Annotated in this window: 12 protein-coding genes; 2 read left to right on the forward strand and 10 right to left on the reverse strand. The window is 62.7% G+C overall.

The features are described from left to right. Window positions 1-5: 5 nt before the first annotated feature. The 3 genes from ffh to PZH32_RS10325 all read right to left on the reverse strand — a co-directional run bounded on the left by ffh (window position 6) and on the right by PZH32_RS10325 (window position 6283). Window positions 6-1421, reverse strand: a complete 1416-nt coding sequence (gene ffh / locus PZH32_RS10315; protein WP_275208036.1) for a signal recognition particle protein — start codon at window positions 1419-1421, stop codon at window positions 6-8. Window positions 1422-1469: 48 nt separating this feature from the next. Next, window positions 1470-2996 carry a signal recognition particle-docking protein FtsY gene (gene ftsY / locus PZH32_RS10320; RefSeq protein ID WP_275208037.1) on the reverse strand — a complete coding sequence of 509 codons (1527 nt, stop codon included), beginning with the start codon at window positions 2994-2996 and terminating at the stop codon, window positions 1470-1472. A gap of 86 nt (window positions 2997-3082) precedes the next feature. Further along, window positions 3083-6283, reverse strand: a complete 3201-nt coding sequence (locus tag PZH32_RS10325) for a DEAD/DEAH box helicase (RefSeq protein WP_275208038.1) — start codon at window positions 6281-6283, stop codon at window positions 3083-3085. 332 nt (window positions 6284-6615) lie between these two features. On the opposite strand from PZH32_RS10325, the gene PZH32_RS10330 reads away from it, so the two are divergent. After that, on the forward strand, window positions 6616-6972 hold the full coding sequence (locus tag PZH32_RS10330; RefSeq protein WP_275208039.1) for a hypothetical protein: 357 nt from the start codon (window positions 6616-6618) through the stop codon (window positions 6970-6972). A 62-nt stretch (window positions 6973-7034) separates the two neighbouring features. Here the strand turns inward: PZH32_RS10330 and PZH32_RS10335 are convergent, their stop codons facing one another. Further along, complete coding sequence (locus PZH32_RS10335) at window positions 7035-7496, reverse strand: DUF523 domain-containing protein (protein WP_275208040.1); 462 nt, start codon at window positions 7494-7496, stop codon at window positions 7035-7037. A 216-nt stretch (window positions 7497-7712) separates the two neighbouring features. Between PZH32_RS10335 and PZH32_RS10340 the strand changes: the two genes are divergently transcribed. Further along, window positions 7713-9092 carry a sodium-dependent transporter gene (locus tag PZH32_RS10340; protein ID WP_275208041.1) on the forward strand — a complete coding sequence of 460 codons (1380 nt, stop codon included), beginning with the start codon at window positions 7713-7715 and terminating at the stop codon, window positions 9090-9092. Between the two features lie 505 nt (window positions 9093-9597). On the opposite strand, the gene fdhD is transcribed toward PZH32_RS10340, so the two are convergent. The 6 genes from fdhD to nrfD all read right to left on the reverse strand — a co-directional run bounded on the left by fdhD (window position 9598) and on the right by nrfD (window position 16772). Beyond that, window positions 9598-10398: a formate dehydrogenase accessory sulfurtransferase FdhD gene (gene fdhD, locus PZH32_RS10345; protein ID WP_275208042.1), complete on the reverse strand. Its 801-nt coding sequence runs from the start codon at window positions 10396-10398 to the stop codon at window positions 9598-9600. A gap of 287 nt (window positions 10399-10685) precedes the next feature. Then, window positions 10686-11297, reverse strand: a complete 612-nt coding sequence (locus PZH32_RS10350) for a 4Fe-4S dicluster domain-containing protein (protein ID WP_275208043.1) — start codon at window positions 11295-11297, stop codon at window positions 10686-10688. A gap of 14 nt (window positions 11298-11311) precedes the next feature. After that, window positions 11312-14053 (reverse strand): molybdopterin-dependent oxidoreductase, encoded by a 2742-nt coding sequence (locus tag PZH32_RS10355; RefSeq protein ID WP_275208045.1) that lies wholly within the window; start codon window positions 14051-14053, stop codon window positions 11312-11314. Window positions 14054-14354: 301 nt separating this feature from the next. Further along, window positions 14355-15287, reverse strand: coding sequence for a slipin family protein (locus PZH32_RS10360; protein WP_275208046.1), 933 nt, complete (start codon window positions 15285-15287; stop codon window positions 14355-14357). Between the two features lie 27 nt (window positions 15288-15314). Then, window positions 15315-15749, reverse strand: a complete 435-nt coding sequence (locus PZH32_RS10365) for a GntR family transcriptional regulator (RefSeq protein WP_275208048.1) — start codon at window positions 15747-15749, stop codon at window positions 15315-15317. 72 nt (window positions 15750-15821) lie between these two features. Next, window positions 15822-16772 (reverse strand): NrfD/PsrC family molybdoenzyme membrane anchor subunit, encoded by a 951-nt coding sequence (nrfD, locus tag PZH32_RS10370; protein ID WP_275208050.1) that lies wholly within the window; start codon window positions 16770-16772, stop codon window positions 15822-15824. Window positions 16773-16774: the final 2 nt, after the last annotated feature.

A 16774-nucleotide genomic window follows, 5' to 3' on the forward strand; every position in this document is an offset into this window, starting at 1 on the left:
AAAGGCTACTGCCCCATCATGTCCTGGAGCTTCTGGAGGTCTTTCATGGACATGCCGCCCATGCCGGGGATGCCCAGGCCGCGACGACGCTTGCCTTTCTTGCCCTTCTTCCCCTTGCGGGAAGCCTGCTGCTCCATGCCGGCGGTGGCCTGCTTCACCATCTTCTTCGTCTCGTTGAACTTCTTCATCATCTGGTTCACGTCGGTGACGGTAACACCGGCGCCCTTGGCGATGCGGGCGCGACGGCTGCCGTTCAAAAGCTCGGGCTTGGCGCGCTCGGCCTTGGTCATGGAGTTGATGATGACCTCCATGGCATCAAGCGCTCCCTCGTCCACCTGGCCCGATCCCAGGGCCTTATCGCCGCCAGGCAGCGCGCTGATGAGCTTGGAGACGCCGCCCATCTTGCGCACCTGCTTGTTCATCATAAGGAAGTCGTCCAAGGTAAGCTGGCCGCGCATCATGCGCTCGGCCTCCAGCTCCTCTTCCTCGGCCTGCTGTACGCGCACGGCGTTCTCGATGAGCGAGACCACGTCGCCCATGCCCAAGATGCGCTTGGCCATGCGGTCGGGATGGAACTGCTCCAGCGAGTCGGGCTTCTCGCCCGAGGAGATGAACTTGATGGGCTTGCCCGTGACCTCGCGGATGGACAGGGCACCGCCGCCGCGGGCGTCGCCGTCCATCTTCGACATGATGACGCCGTCGAAGTCAACCGACTCGGCGAAGGCCTCTACCACATTCACCACGTCCTGGCCGGTCATGGCGTCGACCACCATGAGGATCTGGTCGGGCTTCACGGCCTCTTTGATGGCCTGGGCCTCTTCCATCATGTCGGCGTCCACATGCAAGCGGCCGGCGGTGTCGATGATGACCACGTCGCGCAGGTTGTCGATGGCGTACTGGACGCCCTCTTTCGCAATGGCCACCGGGTCTTTTCCGTCGCCGCGATAGACACGCACGTCGATCTCGTCGCCCAGGGTTTGCAGCTGATCGGCGGCAGCGGGGCGATACACGTCGCCGGCAATGAGCAGCGGGCTGTGGTTTTCCTGCTTGAGGCGGTAGGCCAGCTTGGCGGCCGCCGTGGTTTTACCGGAGCCCTGCAGGCCCACCAGCATGATGACGTTGGGGATGCGGCTGCCCAGCACCAGACGCGAGTCGGTACGGCCCAAAAGCTCGGTGAGCTCGTCGAGCACAATCTTCACGACGTTCTGAGCCGGCGTAAGGGAATCGAGCACCTCGGCCGACAGGCAGCGCTCCTTCGTGCGAGCGACGAAGGTCTTCACCACCTTGAAGTTGACGTCGGCCTCCAGCAGTGCCAGGCGAATTTCGCGCATGGCGGCGTTGATGTCGTCCTCGGTCAGGCGGCCTTTGGACTTCAGGCCGGAGAAGATGCCTTGGAGGCGTTCGGAAAGGTTCTCAAGCATGGGCTACGTACTCCTTCAGCGAAAATGGCTCGCAAGCATTATAGGGGGCTACTCGAACAGGCGCTTCCAGAAGCTCTTCTTCTGGGGCTGCTCCTCGGGGGCCTCTTCCGGCTCCTCGGCTTCCTCCTGGGCGGCCTCCATGGCCAGCTCGGCCAGCTCCTCGTCGGTGAAAGGAGCGTCATCGGCCGGAGCATCCAGGGCCCCGTCAAGCTCGGCGGCGGCCGGCGTAGTGTCGGTGGGAGGCAGCTCTTCGTAGGGAATGATGGCCTCGGCAGGCTCAAAAGTTTGCGCCGCCTCGAACAGGGGCGTGGGCTCGAAGGCCCCGGCTTCGGCCCCTTCGGCTACCGCCTGGGCATTGCGATCAAGCTCGGTGAGCGCCGCAGCGGCCACTCCCTCCTGAGTGTCCTCTTCGGTTTCCACCACGATGGTCTCGTGGGTGCGGCGCCCCAGGGCAGCGTCGAGGAAGTCGTCGTCGCCCTCGGCCGCAGCCGTGGCGAAGGCGCTCTCCACATCGGCTTGCTCGTCGAGCACAGGGGCGTCGTCGGCCGCGAGAGCCGGCGCCTCGGGACAGCCTTCCAGCACATCGCGGCGACGTTCACCAGCTGTGATGGCAGCCTCCTTGGCGTTTTCGCCCGTCAGTGCGTCCTCCACTTCGTCGTAGCGTTCGTCGAAGGAGCCCACCAGGGCCGTGGCGAACTCATGGGCGTCGAAATCGCGCAGGTCGTCGATGCCCTCGCCCACGCCGATCTTCACGATGGGCAGGCTCAAATCGTGGCTGACGGCCAGGGCAATGCCGCCCTTGGCCGTACCGTCGAGCTTGGTAACGATAAGCGCGTCCAAGTCCAGGGCGCGATTGAACTCGCGAGCCTGCTGCAGGCCGTTCTGCCCCGTAGTGGCATCGATGACCAGCACCGTGTACACCGGCAGCTTCGAGCGCTTGCGCACCACCGACACCACTTTCTCCAGCTCGCGCATAAGGTCGGCCGAGGTGTGCAGGCGGCCAGCCGTGTCGATGAGTACCAAGTCGGCCTCGGTGGCCTCGGCGCGCTCCAGCGTGTCGTAGCACACGCTGGCAGGATCGGCGCCGCGCTCGCGGGTGACCATCTCCACCCCCGCGCGCTTGGCCCACACTTCCAGCTGCTCGATGGCCGCAGCACGGAAGGTGTCGGCCGAGCCCAGGATGACGGCGCGCCCGGTGTCGGTGGAGGCCTTCGCCAGCTTGCCCACCGTGGTGGTCTTGCCGGTGCCATTGATGCCCACGAACAGCACTACGGCTGGCTCACCGCCGAAGATGTCCTGGTCAGAATCGGTAAAGGTGGCCGCAATCTCGTCGTTCAGCAAGTCCAGTACCGCGTAGGCATCGGGAAGCGCCTGGCGCGTGGCTTGATCGCGCAGGTTCTCAACGATGGCGCTGGCGGCCGCGCCGCCCACGTCGGACAGAATGAGCGTCTCCTCAAGGCCGTCCCAAAACTCCTCGTCCAAATCGGGACCGCGGTCCAGAAGGACGTTCATCGACTCCTTGAATTTGTCGCGCGAACGGGACAGTCCCTCGCTAATGCGATCGAAAAAACCCACGGACGTGCTCCTTTGTCATCGTGGCCGCCATCAAAGTTGTTCCGTTCCAGTTTACGCTATTCCCGCGTCCACGCGAAGGAGCCCGATTATTCTTCATGCCAGTTCAAGAGATCGTAAAGCTCTTCCGGCGACAGCGCACCCGCAGCCGCCAGGCCGTTCTTGCCGGCGTCTTCCCCTTGGGCACACCCCGGCTGATCGTCCCCCGCGTCCTCTTCTTCGGTCTCCCCCAGCACCAGCGCTGCGAGCTCGGCCTTCATGGCAGCCAGCGAGCGCATGCGCTCCTCGATGGTATTCTGGGCCACCAGCTCGTACACGGTGACCGGCTGGTCCTGGCCCAACCGGTGGGTGCGATCGGCCGCCTGGCGGGCGGCGGCATCGTTCCACCAGGGATCGGTGTGCACCACCACGGTGGCGCCCGTCAAGTTCAGACCCACGCCGCCGGCTTTGAGCGAAATAAGGAACACCGGCACCTTATTGTGGTTGAAGGCCGCCGCCAGGGCCACGCGCTCCTTTTTCGGCGTGGAGCCCGTCAACTGGTAGAACGGTATCCCGGACTGCTCCAGCCGTTCCGCCACCCGGGCGAGAAAACTGGTGAACTGGGAGTAGACGAGCATCTTCTGCCCCGCCTCGCACCCGGCGGACACCAGCTCCAGCAGCGCTTCCATTTTGGCCGAGGAGCCCTGGTAGTTCTCGAACACCAGAGCAGGGTCAAGGGCAATGCGCCGCAGCGAGGACAGCTCGGCGAGCACCTGGACCCGGGGCGCCCGCGCCTCGCGCTCCTTGTCGGACAGGTAGCGCGCCTCGCGGGAGCGGGACAGTCGGATTTGCGCCGCCAAGCGCTCGCGCAGCGACTGCTCGGCCCCGTCGTAGAGGCGGCGCTGCTCGCCCTCGAGCGCCACGGGCACCGTCACCGTGGCCTTCGCCGGCAGCTCGGGCGCCACGGCCCGCTTCGTGCGCCGTAAGATGAAGGGAGCCGTCAGCAGGCGCAGCCGACGGGCGGCGTCCTCATCGCCGCCGATAATGGCCGCCTCGAAACGCTCGCGAAAGCGCTGATAGGGACCGAGCAATCCGGGCATGAGAAAATCGAAGATGCTCCACAGCTCTGAGAGGCGGTTTTCCAGCGGGGTTCCCGTCAGCGCCAGGCGATGATCGGCGCGCAGCCGTTTGACGGCCCGCGTGGTGGCCGTAGCGTGGTTCTTGACGTACTGGGCCTCATCGAGCACCACCACGTCGAAATCGAGCGCCTCCCAGGCCTCGGCGTCGCGGCGCACAACGTCGTAGGAGCACACCAGTACCTCCGCCGCGCCGCCCCGCTGGACCGCCCGCTCGGAGGCCGTGCCGCTTACCGCGCAGACGCGCAAGGCCGGTGCAAAGCGGGCAAACTCGGCCGTCCAGTTATAGACCAGGGATGCGGGGCACACCACCAGCGCGGGCTTTTTCGTCGCATCATCGGGCACGGGGGCCTGAGCCGCGGGCGCTTGAGCGCGCCGTTGACAAAGCGCGGCAATCACCTGCACGGTCTTCCCCAAGCCCATCTCGTCGGCCAGAATGCCGCCGAGACCCGCTTCCCACAGCGCCTCGATCCACTCCACACCCGCCGCCTGGTAGGAGCGCAGTTGTGCCTCGAATCCCGGAATGGCAGCAACGGCTCCCTGGGCCGCGCCCGAGGAGCTTCCGGCCCGCTGGGCAGAGCGATACAGCGCCCTATAGCGATCGACAAACTCGGTAAAGCCCTGATCGCGATAAACGTCAGCCAACTCGTTGTCCAGATAGAAGGCCTGCCAGGTGGGCAGCTCCACCGACGAGCCGTCCCAGGTTGCCGCATCAAGGCCCATATCCTGAGCCAGACGGTTCAGCTCGGCCACATCGCCGGCATTCAAATCGAGGAAGGCGCCCTGGCGCAGTCGGTGGAAGCGGCGATGGCGCCGATAGGAACCGAGCAGCGCAGCCAACTCCTCGGGAGGCACATCGCTTAAGGCCACGTCCATGGCAATGAGGTTGCCCGCTAGAGAAAGCCCGAGGGACAATCGCGGCGGCCGGGCGAACAGCAGTCGATCGAAGGCCGGCGTAGTATGCACCGCACCGGCCTCCTGAAAGCGGGCCAGCCCTTCGAAGAGCAACAGGCCCATGGCCTCTTCGTCGGCCAGGGGCAGCGAGGCCGACGCAGGCACGTACTGTTGAAGCAGGTCGAGGGCGCTCTGCTCTCGCTCAAGGTTGCGCCAGGGCATTTCCGCGCTGGCCTCGGGCACCTCGTTCACGACGCCGGCCATCACCACAATGCCCTCGCGCACCTGCTCCACGGCTTCGGGAACCTCTGACGGCCCCAGGGAAAGCACTACTTCATCAGCCCCGTAGCACACGCGGGCACCCACCTCGATGGCCTCACCGACGCGATCGAAATAGAAGTTCACCTGGCACGGACGGCGCCGATAGGCATCGAGGAACGCCGGCGCCTGCACCTCGAAGGCCTCCTCCAACCGCGGCAGCACCGCCGCCCCGAAGGCCGGCAGATCGGCAGCAGCCACGAACAACTCGGCATCGTCGGAGTTGTAGACCTGGCGAATGAACTGCGCCCCCTCGGCGTATTCATCACCCCAACGATAAAAGACGTCATCGAAAAGCACATAGGCACGCTCACCGGAGAAGGCGCCGATGAGGGCATCGTCCCGCGTGAGCACCACCCCTCCGTCTTCCTCGATGAGCCGCAGCAGGGCCGGCGGCCGCCCCGAGGCGCAGTGCACCGTCATACGCGAGCGCACGCTGCCGTCGGTACAGGCAAAGGCGAAGGGCTCCTCTCCGGTGGCATCCAGGAAGTCAACCACTTCGTCTTCGCTCAGATGCAGCGTACGGCCCACGGTTTCAGACGTGCGGCGCGACGCAGACCAGCGCTCCTCATAGGCAAACGTCCGGCCGCGGGATGCGCCGCGAGCCTCCTCCCGCTCACGGCGACGCCGCACCGCGCGGCCGACGAACCCCACCAGGGGACGACTTGCCCGATGGAAGGCACCAAGACTGTGCACAAACGACAGCTTGGGTCCATAGGCCGCTTCCTCCCCGGTCTCACAATGGGCGACGAAATCATCGAGGGACTTCACCACGTAGGAACCGCGCTCCCCCTGCACCGAGAACGTAACCGAGAACTCGCCGAACCCGTAGGTCAAGGTGGGCACCAGCCGCACCGCGCCGTCGCCCTCGGCGGGCGCTTGAGCAAGGGTGCGCACAAAAGCGGCCAGGGCGGGGCTGGAGGAGCGAGCGCTCTCCCGCGACGATGAAGCTTCTTCGGTCACAGCATTCCTTATAAGTTTATATGCTTATATAAGCATTACTAGTTACGCATGGTATAAGAACATTTGTTCATGGTAGCACAGGTTGTCCTCTTCGCCGCCAGAACCCTGGAATTATTACCACCTCAGGCAAGCCTAGCGAGGACCACATTGACGGCAGCAATTGCCAACGCGCCGCTTCGCGCAGAAGCTCAACCGCCCTGAACAGCTCTTTGATTTCAACCGCAGCCTTACGGGACGTCAAAGGCGCAGCATCGAAGCGATTCCGCCCTCAGCCCCAAGCTCCCTTCCCGCATAAGATGACCTTAGTTGTTAACCCACGGGAAGGAGATCCCATGAGCTTTCTGGACAAGATGAAGGACGCCGGCGAGGACATCAAAGAGGCGTTCCAGGATGGCGCCAAGGACCTGGCTGACAAGGCCGGCGACCTGAAGGACGCCGCCGCCGAGAAGGCAGGAGATTTGAAAGACGCGGCCGCCGAGAAGGCTGGAGACTTGGCCGACAAGGCCGGCGACCTGAAGGATGCTGCCGTCGAGAAGGCCGGCGACTTGAAGGACGCCGCCGCTGAGAAGGCCGGCGACATCGCCGACGCCGCCTCGGACAAGGCCGAAGAGCTGAAGAAGGCCGCTGCCGACAAGATGGACGACGCCAAGAAGGCCGCCGCCGACGCGAAAGACAACGCAACGAAGTAACGCTTTTCTTCAACCACTCCTGAGAAAAGGCCCGAGAGCATGAGTTCTCGGGCCTTTTCTCGTTAGCGGTCGTTACCGTTCTCAAGGGGAAGGGCGCCAAGATGCTCCTCGTCGACCACCGTTACCCCTTGTTCCCGCAGTCGCGCCGCCGCGACGCCCTCGCCACGGCGCAGGCGCCCGGTAAAGGTTCCGTCGTACACGGTCTCGCTACCACAGGAGGGACTGCCGCTCTTGAGCACAGCCATAGTGCAACCCTCGTCTTCTGCAAGGCGGCAGGCAATGTCGGCGCCGCGCTCGAAGGCGGTAGTCACGTCCCCGCCCTCGGCGTTCACCACACGCACCCCCGCTTCGGTGGGCTGCAGCTCGCTAGGCAGGCGCGGCGTGGACAGACCCCCCAGCACCTCGGGGCAGACGGGCACCAGTCGATGCTGCTTCGCCAGCGCCTGCACGGCGGCGCAGGGCTTCGCGCGCCCGTCATAGCGACAGGGTTCTCCCAGCAAGCAGGCGCTCACCAAAATATTCATCGGCGCATCCTTCCCCACCCAAAGTCCTCTCTGGAATCTGGTTCCCAGCTGTTTCCTTTTGTTTGCAGTTAGCTTACCATTCGTGGCTGGCCCGAAAACCCCGCAGCGGCTTCTCTACCATGGAGTCGGGTGTTCATGCCTGATGTACGATTTGCGCCCCGATTGCCGATCGGGTGCCCGACCGGGCGCATTTGCGCCTTTAGAAAGAGAGCCTTCATGGAACGAGAGCGATTCGGTTCCCGTCTCGGATTCATTCTTATCAGCGCCGGCTGCGCCATCGGCCTGGGAAATGTCTGGCGCTTCCCCTACATTACCGGCGAGTACGGCGGCGCGGCTTTCCTTCTGCTGTACCTGTTCTTCTTGCTGGTGCTGGGACTTCCCATCATGGTCATGGAATTTGCCGTGGGCCGCGGCAGTCAGAAGTCCATCGCCCGCGCCTTCAACGTGCTGGAACCGCGCGGCAGCCATTGGCATAAGTACAAGTGGATCGGCATTGCCGGCTGCTACCTGCTCATGATGTTCTATACCACGGTGGCCGGCTGGATGCTGGCCTATGTGCCGAAAATGGCCTCGGGGCAGTTCGTCAACGCCGGCACCGAGCAAACGGCGGCCATCTTCAACGCCATGCTGGCCGACCCGGTTGAAGTGGTGTTCTGGATGGTGGTGGTATGTGCCGCTTCCATTCTCATTTGCTCGCTGGGCGTGCAGAAGGGCGTCGAGCGCATTACGAAAGTCATGATGCTGTGCCTGCTGGCCATTCTGGGCGTGCTGGTCATTCGCTCCCTTACGCTGCCGGGCGCCGAAGAGGGCGTGGCCTTCTACCTGCTGCCCGATTTTTCGAAAATCTTCGGCAGCCCCGACGCCTTCTTCGAAGCCGCCTATGCCGCCATGGGCCAGGCGTTCTTCACGCTCTCCATCGGCATGGGCTCTATGACCATCTTCGGCAGCTATATCGACAAGCATCGCTCGCTCATGGGCGAAGCGGCCACCATCGGTGTGCTGGATACGGGCGTGGCCCTGGCCACCGGCCTCATCATCTTCCCGGCTTGCTTCGCTTTCGGCGTGGCGCCGGATTCAGGCCCCGGCCTGGTGTTCATCACGCTGCCCAGCGTGTTCGAGCAGATGTGGCTGGGACACGTGTGGGGTACGTTGTTCTTCGTGTTCATGAGCTTCGCAGCCCTGTCCACCGTCATTGCCGTGTTCGAGGGCATTTTGCGCTTTGCCATGGACGAATGGGGCTGGAGCCGCAAGAAGGCCGTCACAGTGAACCTCATTGCCATCCCGCTGCTTTCACTGCCCTGCGCCTTGGGCTTCAACGTGTTGTCGGACGTGGTTATGCCGGGCGTCGGCGATATTCAGACCATCGAGGACTTCCTGGTGTCCAGCAACATCATGCCTTTGGGCTCGCTGGTGTTTGTGCTGTTCTGCGTTTCGAAGCGCGGTTGGGGATGGAAGAACTTCCTGGCCGAGGCCAACGAGGGCGAGGGGCTGAAATTTCCCACCTGGCTGTATCCCTGGATGCGCTTTGGGGTGCCGGTGCTGGTGGTTATCATCCTCATCATGGGCTGGGTGCCTATTGTCAGCTCCTGGCTGTAGGGACTGCCGGCAGCAGGGCTCAGATTCCAAGAACGAGCGCTTTGCTTAGCTGTCCGCGAAAGGGCGGCGGTATTCCTCCGGGCACGCGCCGCAATTAAGTTCCAAGAACGGCCTGTTTGGTATCGTATAGACTGCCAAAATAAGGGGAAATGGTTCCCTGCTACAGAGAAACCCCAGGTCAGAAATTTTCCGACGGTACCGCAGGGGTACCAAACCACCCCATCTTGGAACCTGGCCAGCACGCCCCATCGTGGAACCTGGCTTCTCAGGGCCTAACCCCCAACGGGAGCGTTCCTTGGTTGTCCGCGAAAGGACGGCGGTATTCCTCCGGGCACGCGCCGCTCCGCTGACTCGCTTCGCTCGGGCGCTGCGCTCCTTCATGCATCTACTGGGCGGCCTTCGGCCGCCTTCTTTTCAGTGTTCAGACGGTGCCCTGCGGAACACCCCCGCCCTTTCGCTCCTCACCCAACGAGGGAAAACAAGCGGTCGCCGACGGAGGGACGGGCTACTCTGCCGGTTTGATGCGGGTGGCGTGGGTGTAGACGTTGAACTTGCCGTTTTTGGCGAAGCCGATGAGGGTGATGCCGTGCTCGCAGGCCAGGGCGATGGACAGGTTCGTGGGCGCGCCCGGGGATATGACTACGGGAACGCCGATGCGGATGGCGCGCGCGATGATCTCACGGGGTACTCGGCCGCTGAACAGGAGGATCTTGTCGCTGGCATCAACGTGGTTCATCACGCACCAGCCCGCCAGCTTGTCGAGGGCGTTGTGCCGCCCGATATCCTCGAACCAGGCAACGAGCTCCCCTTCGCCATCCACCAGCACGGCGCTGTGCACGCCGCCGGTGCGATGGAACAGCTGGGAGTTCCCTTCCAAAAAGCCAATGCGCGTCGACACCTCTTCAGCCGTGAGCATGGGCTCGACCGACACCGAAGGCCGCGCCGTCGGACAGAGCACCCGGTCGACCACTGCTCCAGCCGTTTCGGGGCGGCTGCTGTTTTCCCCGACGGTGCGCACGCGCACCTCACCGGCCTCTTCGTCCACCTCAACCGATGCCACATCCTCGATGCAGTCGATTTTCCCCGAAGTGTAGAGGCTCCCGATAACCAGTTCGCGGATGTGCCAGGGCGAGCAGGTCATATCGCGCACGGCCGCCCCGTCGACGAGTATCGTGAACACCACTTCTTCGATGACCGTGTCGATCTGATAGGTGCCCACTTCCTCTTCGAAGCGGCAAATGAGCTCATGGATGAATGAAGACGGACTTGCCTGGTCAACGGCTCCGTCAGATGCGCGCGTGTTCACGGCTACCTTTCTCGCAAGAGGGACAAGGCCATTATACCCACCGTATCGCGCCCCTTCGTCTCACACCTCTCCCTCACGGCATCTTCACGACGATTCTTTCGCGCAAAGAACCATGCACGAAGCACTTCCCCACGATAAGGCAGCAATTTTCCCAGCAACGAAAAAAAGGACGGCGACCGGGAGGAGGTCGCCGTCCTCAGGGAGGGAGATATTTCCTTTAACCCGGGGCGTCACCACCCATCAAAACGAGCGGCAACGCCGGGGATTCGATATTCCTCTTGCCCGAACTAGGCTTCGTTCACCTTCTTCGGCAGATACCACACCGAGGGGTTGGTGCCCTCCTCGGGCAGCAGCTGGAAGCCGCCCTCGGCCTCGGCCTGGGCCTTCAGCGTTTCCAGGTCGCCGAAAGTGCGCGCTCCACCGGGGCAAGCGGCCACGCAGGCCTGCATCTGGCCATCGCCGGCATCGATGCGCTCAGCGCAGAAGGTGCACTTATCCATGGTGCCCGCGGGCATGGTGGGATACATGAGATCCTCGTACTCGTTGAGCGTCTCACCGAAGTAGCCGCTCTCGTCCTCGCTGAACTGGCGGGCGTCGTAAGGGCAGGCGTTCATGCAGCTCTTGCAGCCGATGCACTCATCCTTGTTGATGACCACGATGCCGTCATCGCGCTTGATGGAGGCGCCGGTGGGGCAAATTTCCACACAGGGCGCGTTCTCGCACTGCATGCACAGCATGGGATAGGACGTCATGCGCACGTCGGGATAGGCACCCTCCAGCTCGCGCGTCACGCGGGAGCGACGCACGCCAGGGCGGGTTCCATGAGCCTCTTTGCACGCCACCGAGCAGGCATGGCAGCCGATGCACTTCTTGAGGTCAATAAGCATTCCGTAAGTCATTATGGTCTCCCCCCTTAAGAGATCTTCTCGATCTTGACGCGGACCGTCTGATCAAGTGCGGAGCAGATGTGATCCAGACGCTTCGGATCACGGCCAGGCACCAGGTGCGCCACCGCCGTGCCCTTGCCCTTGGCAAGGGGCAGGAACTCGGAATTGGAGCCCCAGCTGCCGGCAATAACGCTCAGGCAATCCGGATGAATCTTCTCGGAGGTCATGATGGTGCCCTCCACGAACGAGTCGTGCAAACTGGTCAGACGCACCTGATCGCCGTCTGCCAGGCCCTTGGCCTTCGCCGTCGCCGCATTCATCTCGATGGCGTAGGCATAGGGGTTCTCGCGGTTGATCTCGTCGATGTAGGGATTCTCCACGCTCCAGGAGTCAACGTTGATGGAGTCGGTGTAGTAGATGGGGAACAGGTCGAAGTCGGGCTCGTCGAGCTCCCACTCCACCGAAGGCTTCCAGTCGGGGAACGGCTGATAGTCGTCGGTTTCCCAAGGAATGTCCAGCTTCTTGACGCTGGCCTCGATCTTCTCCTTGGCCTCGAACATGAAGTCCCAGTACAGCGGCACCTTGCCCGGGGCGTTATCGGCCCAGATGTACATCTCGTCGAAGTCACGCGGATGGGTGTACACGCCGTTGGCCTTGAACCACTCCCAGTTGTGCTCCTCGTCTACCAGGCTCTTCAGCACCGAGTCGCAGAACGCCTCGATGTCGAACTTCTGGTCCATGGGAATGGAGTACTCCTCCTTGACGCGGTACACACTGTTCATCAGGCCGATGTAGTTGGCATCGAGACCCTTGCGGTGAGCCAGCTCGCCCATGATGGAGAAGATGCCCATGCCGCCGTCCTTCGGCTCCACAACCTTCTGCCACACGCCGATGGTCCACGGGACATCCAGACCGCCGATAACGCGATGGTTCAGGAAGAAGTGAGGCAACGGCTCGCTGCGCTCGAGGTAGTTGGCCTCGGGCAGGAAGATGTCGTAGTAGTAGGACGAGTCGTTGAGGAACAGGTCGATGCCCACGATGAAGTCGAGCTTGCCCATGGTCTCGCGCATCTCGTCATGGTTGGCCCACCACTTGATGGGGTTGCAACCGTAGTACAGAGCAACCTTGATGGGCTGCGTGTGGTACAGATCGGGATTGGCCTGGGCAATGTTGAAGAACTGGGCGTCGGCGCCGATGGGCTGCAAGCCCAGCATGGACATGTCGGTGGGTACGTACTCGAACTCGCGCACGTTGCGATAGTACGAGCCCGGATAGGCCAGCATCAGGGACACGTCCTCGATGAAGCCGTCCTCTTCCCAAATACCGGGGCGCCAAGTGACGTAGGGCTCAGCGTCGTCGGTCCAGCCGTTGCAAGCCGGGTCGAAGCCCAGCAGGCCGCCCACGGAATTGGCCGAGCCTACCAGTACATTCAGGAAGATGACCGACCAGCAGGCATGGAAGGCATGCTTGTGGCGCGTCATGCCCGAGAACATGTCGACGCAGGCAGGGCGGAACGGCATGGTCTTGCCGTCGATCTCGATGGTCTCGCCGATGCAGGCAGCCTCGCCGAACTCCTTGGCCACCTGACGGATAGTGTCAGCAGGCACCGAGGTGATGGCCTCCTGGTACTCGGGCGTGTACTTCTTGATGTGCTCCTTGTAGAGGCTGAAGCCCGTCGTGCAGGCCTCGCCATCCACCGTGAAGGTGCCTTCCAGGGCCGGAGCGGCGCACTCGTCGTAGGGCTTGGCCTTGTTGTCGGTGGTGTCCATGTACAGCGCCTTGTTGCTGCTCTTATCGCGCAGCACGCGCTGGGTCTTATCACTGACCAAAGCCGGGCCGTTGGTGCGGTTGGTCAGGTACTCGCGATCGATCAGATCGAGCTCGTGCACCAGCACGCAGGCGATGGAGTTGGCTGCCGCGGCATCGGTGGAGGGCTTGATGGGCACCCACTGGTCGGCCGTTTCGGCGCCGGCACTCATGTGCGGGTCGAAGTTCACGACGCGCAGGCCCTCGGAGCGGCGCTGGGAGTACAGGCTGGCCGTCATGTTGAAGCCGTGACGCGTGGCTGCGCCCGCGTTCGTGCCGAACTGGATGAGGTAGTTGCAGTACTTGTAGTCGGGCATGGCATTGCCGGCACCCGTGTAGATGTAGCTGAGCTGATGCACGCCGGTGCCGCACAGGTCGGCCGTGGCGTTGGCGGGCTCGTAGGTGCCGTAGAGCGCGCCCAGGGCCATACCCTTCACCAAGCTGCCCGCCTGGCTGGACACCATGGAGAAGCTGCCGATGTTGCCCGGATTCTCGGCGGCGGCAGCAGAGAACTTCTCATCGATAATATCGAAGGCCTCGTCCCACTCGATCTCCACCCAGCCGGGATCCTCGTCGGGGCCCTTTTTGGGGTTGGTACGCTTGAGCGGCTTGGTGATGCGGTTGGGATCGTAGAGCTGCATGATGCCCGCGGCACCCTTGCCGCAAATATGGCCGTTGCCGATGGGGCTATCGGGATTGCCCGTCAGCTCCACTACCACGCCGTCGATGACATGGGCCTTGATGGAGCAGTTGTTGAAGCACATGTTGCAGGTGGTGGGAATCCACTCTCCGGCATTGGGATCATAGGCCATTTTCTCAGGCATCGGCGACGTATTCGCCAGATCGGTCCCCTTCTGCTCTTCGGCCGCGGGAGCGCATCCCGCAAGACCAGCTCCAAGAGCCACAGCACTGGCTCCTGCCACGAACCCTCGACGGCTGACGTTCAGACCGTTCTCGCCCATGGTTTTACCCCCTTCTATTCTTTTGAACCCCCGCATCATGCGGGAGCCCTCTTGGCCTCCCCTCCCCGGGAAGACCCTCCTCGCATCTCTCTGATGCATATTGTCAAGGTACACTACTACACTATGACAATCAACCACTTAGATTGTCCTAATTGATGAATAATCAATTTTACCCATAGGTAACTTTTGCCCGTTCAAAGGCCATGCCGAAGGCCAAACACCCGGCGCTAGAGCGACGCGAAAAGCAGCGAGCCCCTTCTGCACCAGAGCAAAAGGGGCTCATGTTTGTGACGAAATTACCCTACTTGAGGAATCCCTCGATGTTGTTGAATGCCTCGCCAAAAGCACTGGGCGCAATGATGAGGCCGCCCTTTTCCTTCACACTCTCGTAGATAAGATTCATGGTGCGCAACTGCAGGGCCTTGTCATTCTGCTCGTAGACCGAGGCCGCCTCGACGAACATCTCGGAGATATCCTTCTCCACCTCGGCCAACAGCAGACGCGAGTTGCGCTCGCGCTCGGCCTGAGCTTCTTTGGAAAGGGCATCTTGCAACTCGGAAGGCACGGCAATGTCGCGGATCTCCACCGATATAACGGTGATGCCCCAGGTGCGCGTCTTCTCCTCCAGTATTTCCTTGACCTCGTTGTCCAGCTGCTCGCGACGCGTGGCCACTTCAGCAAGATTGATGCGTCCCACCGCATCGCGCAGCGCCGTTTGGGCCGCCCACCACACGGCCGAGGAGTAGTCCTCCACCTCGACGCAGGCATCCTTCGGGTCCCATACCATCCAGAACAGCACGGCGTCGATGCCCAGTGGCACCAAGTCGGCCGTCAGCGCCTCTTCGGCCGAGAAGGGCGTAGTGATCATGCGCTGATCGACACGGGCCGCCACCGACTCCACAATGGGAGCAACGAAATAGAGTCCCGGGCCGCCGATGCGGCTGAAACGTCCCAGACGCAGAATAATGACGCGCTCCCACTGGGGCGCGATACGCACGGAACTGGCCGCCACAAGCCCCAGGACGGCTCCGCCGATAAGGGCCACAGGCTCGCTGAGCGACCACGTGAGCAAGGCAAAGACGCCGCCTACGATAAGGAATAACGCCACCGCAAAGACATAGACGCTGTTGCGCGACGTTTTCTTTGCCGTCGGCGCCGCCATAGACCCGGCCAAGGCCGTGGCCCGCGCCGGCGTTGGTTGCTGCTCCGACGCTTGCTTCGGTTTGCTTCTCACGCTGCCCCCTCGGTCGAACGGCTGCCGCTAGACGGCTCCCCCCAGCAGGATAAGCTGCTCGGATACCAGATCGTGGATATCCTCCGAGCGCATGCCCTTGGTAAGCGCCTGCTGCACGAAATCAATGGCCAGTGCTTCCACGTCCTCGTCGACCGCCGAGAGCTTGACCCCCTTGAGATCGGAGACGTAGGTTCCGCGACCGCGCTGCGTGTAGATATAGCCATCACGCTCGAGGTCCTGGTACACCTTGTTCACCGTGTTGTAGTTTACGCCGAGGCGCACCGACAGCTCGCGAACCGACGGCAATCTGTCACCGCGCTCGAACTTCCCCGCAGAAATAAGATAGACCAGGCGCTTGCGAATTTGAATCCAAATGGGCACGACGCTGCGCTCGTTGATGCGGAAGGCATAGGCATCCTCTTGGGTGCCTACGGCATCACGCACTTCTTCTTTTGTGGCCATAATCGCGCCTTTCTCTTAGCTTACGTGTCATAGTACCACAGTGGACGACGACAGCAAACGTACGCCAAGCCCCTAGGTCCAGAACGGCAGCACACTCATAAAGGCCAGATTGAAGCGCTGCGTGGCCATGAGGAGCACTACGCGCAGAAACAGACCGCCCAAAAGCGTTCCCGCCGCGCCCAGCGCTACCGCCGAAAACGAGGGCAACGCGCGGCAGACTACATCCACCGAGAAGGGCGCCACCAGACCGAGCACTACCACGCCGCCCCAAAATGCCGGGGCCAAAGTTCCCGCAAGCAGCAGCAGGGCACCCTCGCGCGCGGGAAAACCGCTGACCAGAGAGACCACCAGAAACACGGTCAGCGCCACAGCCTCCAAGGCCACCAGCACTGCGTCGAGACCCAAAAGGGCGCGGGCTCCCTCGACCATGCCCGGTACTGGCTGACGGAAGAAGGCCACCACCATCAGCGAGGCGAGCCCCGTGGCCAGCGCCGAGGCCACAAAGAGCACAGGCACCCAGGGGGTATGCAAAAGCGGCAGCGACGGATAGAGCGCCAGAAAGACGCCCGAGTACACCACCACGAAAAGGGCAAGTCCCGTAGCCATCAGACTGCATCCCAGCTCGGCAACGCGCAGGATCACCCGACGCGCCGAAGGGTCGACCTCACCCTCATCACCGCTGTCTCCCGCCACAAAGCCCAGCACCAGGGCCCCGAAAGCGGCGACGGCGAACAGCAGAATGGCCCAGGCGCCCAGGGAGAGCAAGCTTTGGCTCGAGACGAGAAACAGATAGAACGCCTTTTCCGGTACCCCCAAATCAAGGACGAGAAAGATTGCGCTGGCCACCACGAGCACCGGCCCCAGCACCAATCCGGCATCGGTGACCGGGCTGACGCGGGCGAACCACCCACGAGCCGCTTGCGGCCGAAAACGCAGCACCAGGTCCACCACGGATCCCAGCAAAAAGGATCCGCCTCCGGCGCCGGCAAGAAACAGGTACAGGGCGATGTAGATGCTGACCATGA

This window comes from Adlercreutzia equolifaciens, assembly GCF_029076695.1.
Lineage (GTDB): Bacteria > Actinomycetota > Coriobacteriia > Coriobacteriales > Eggerthellaceae > Adlercreutzia > Adlercreutzia equolifaciens_A.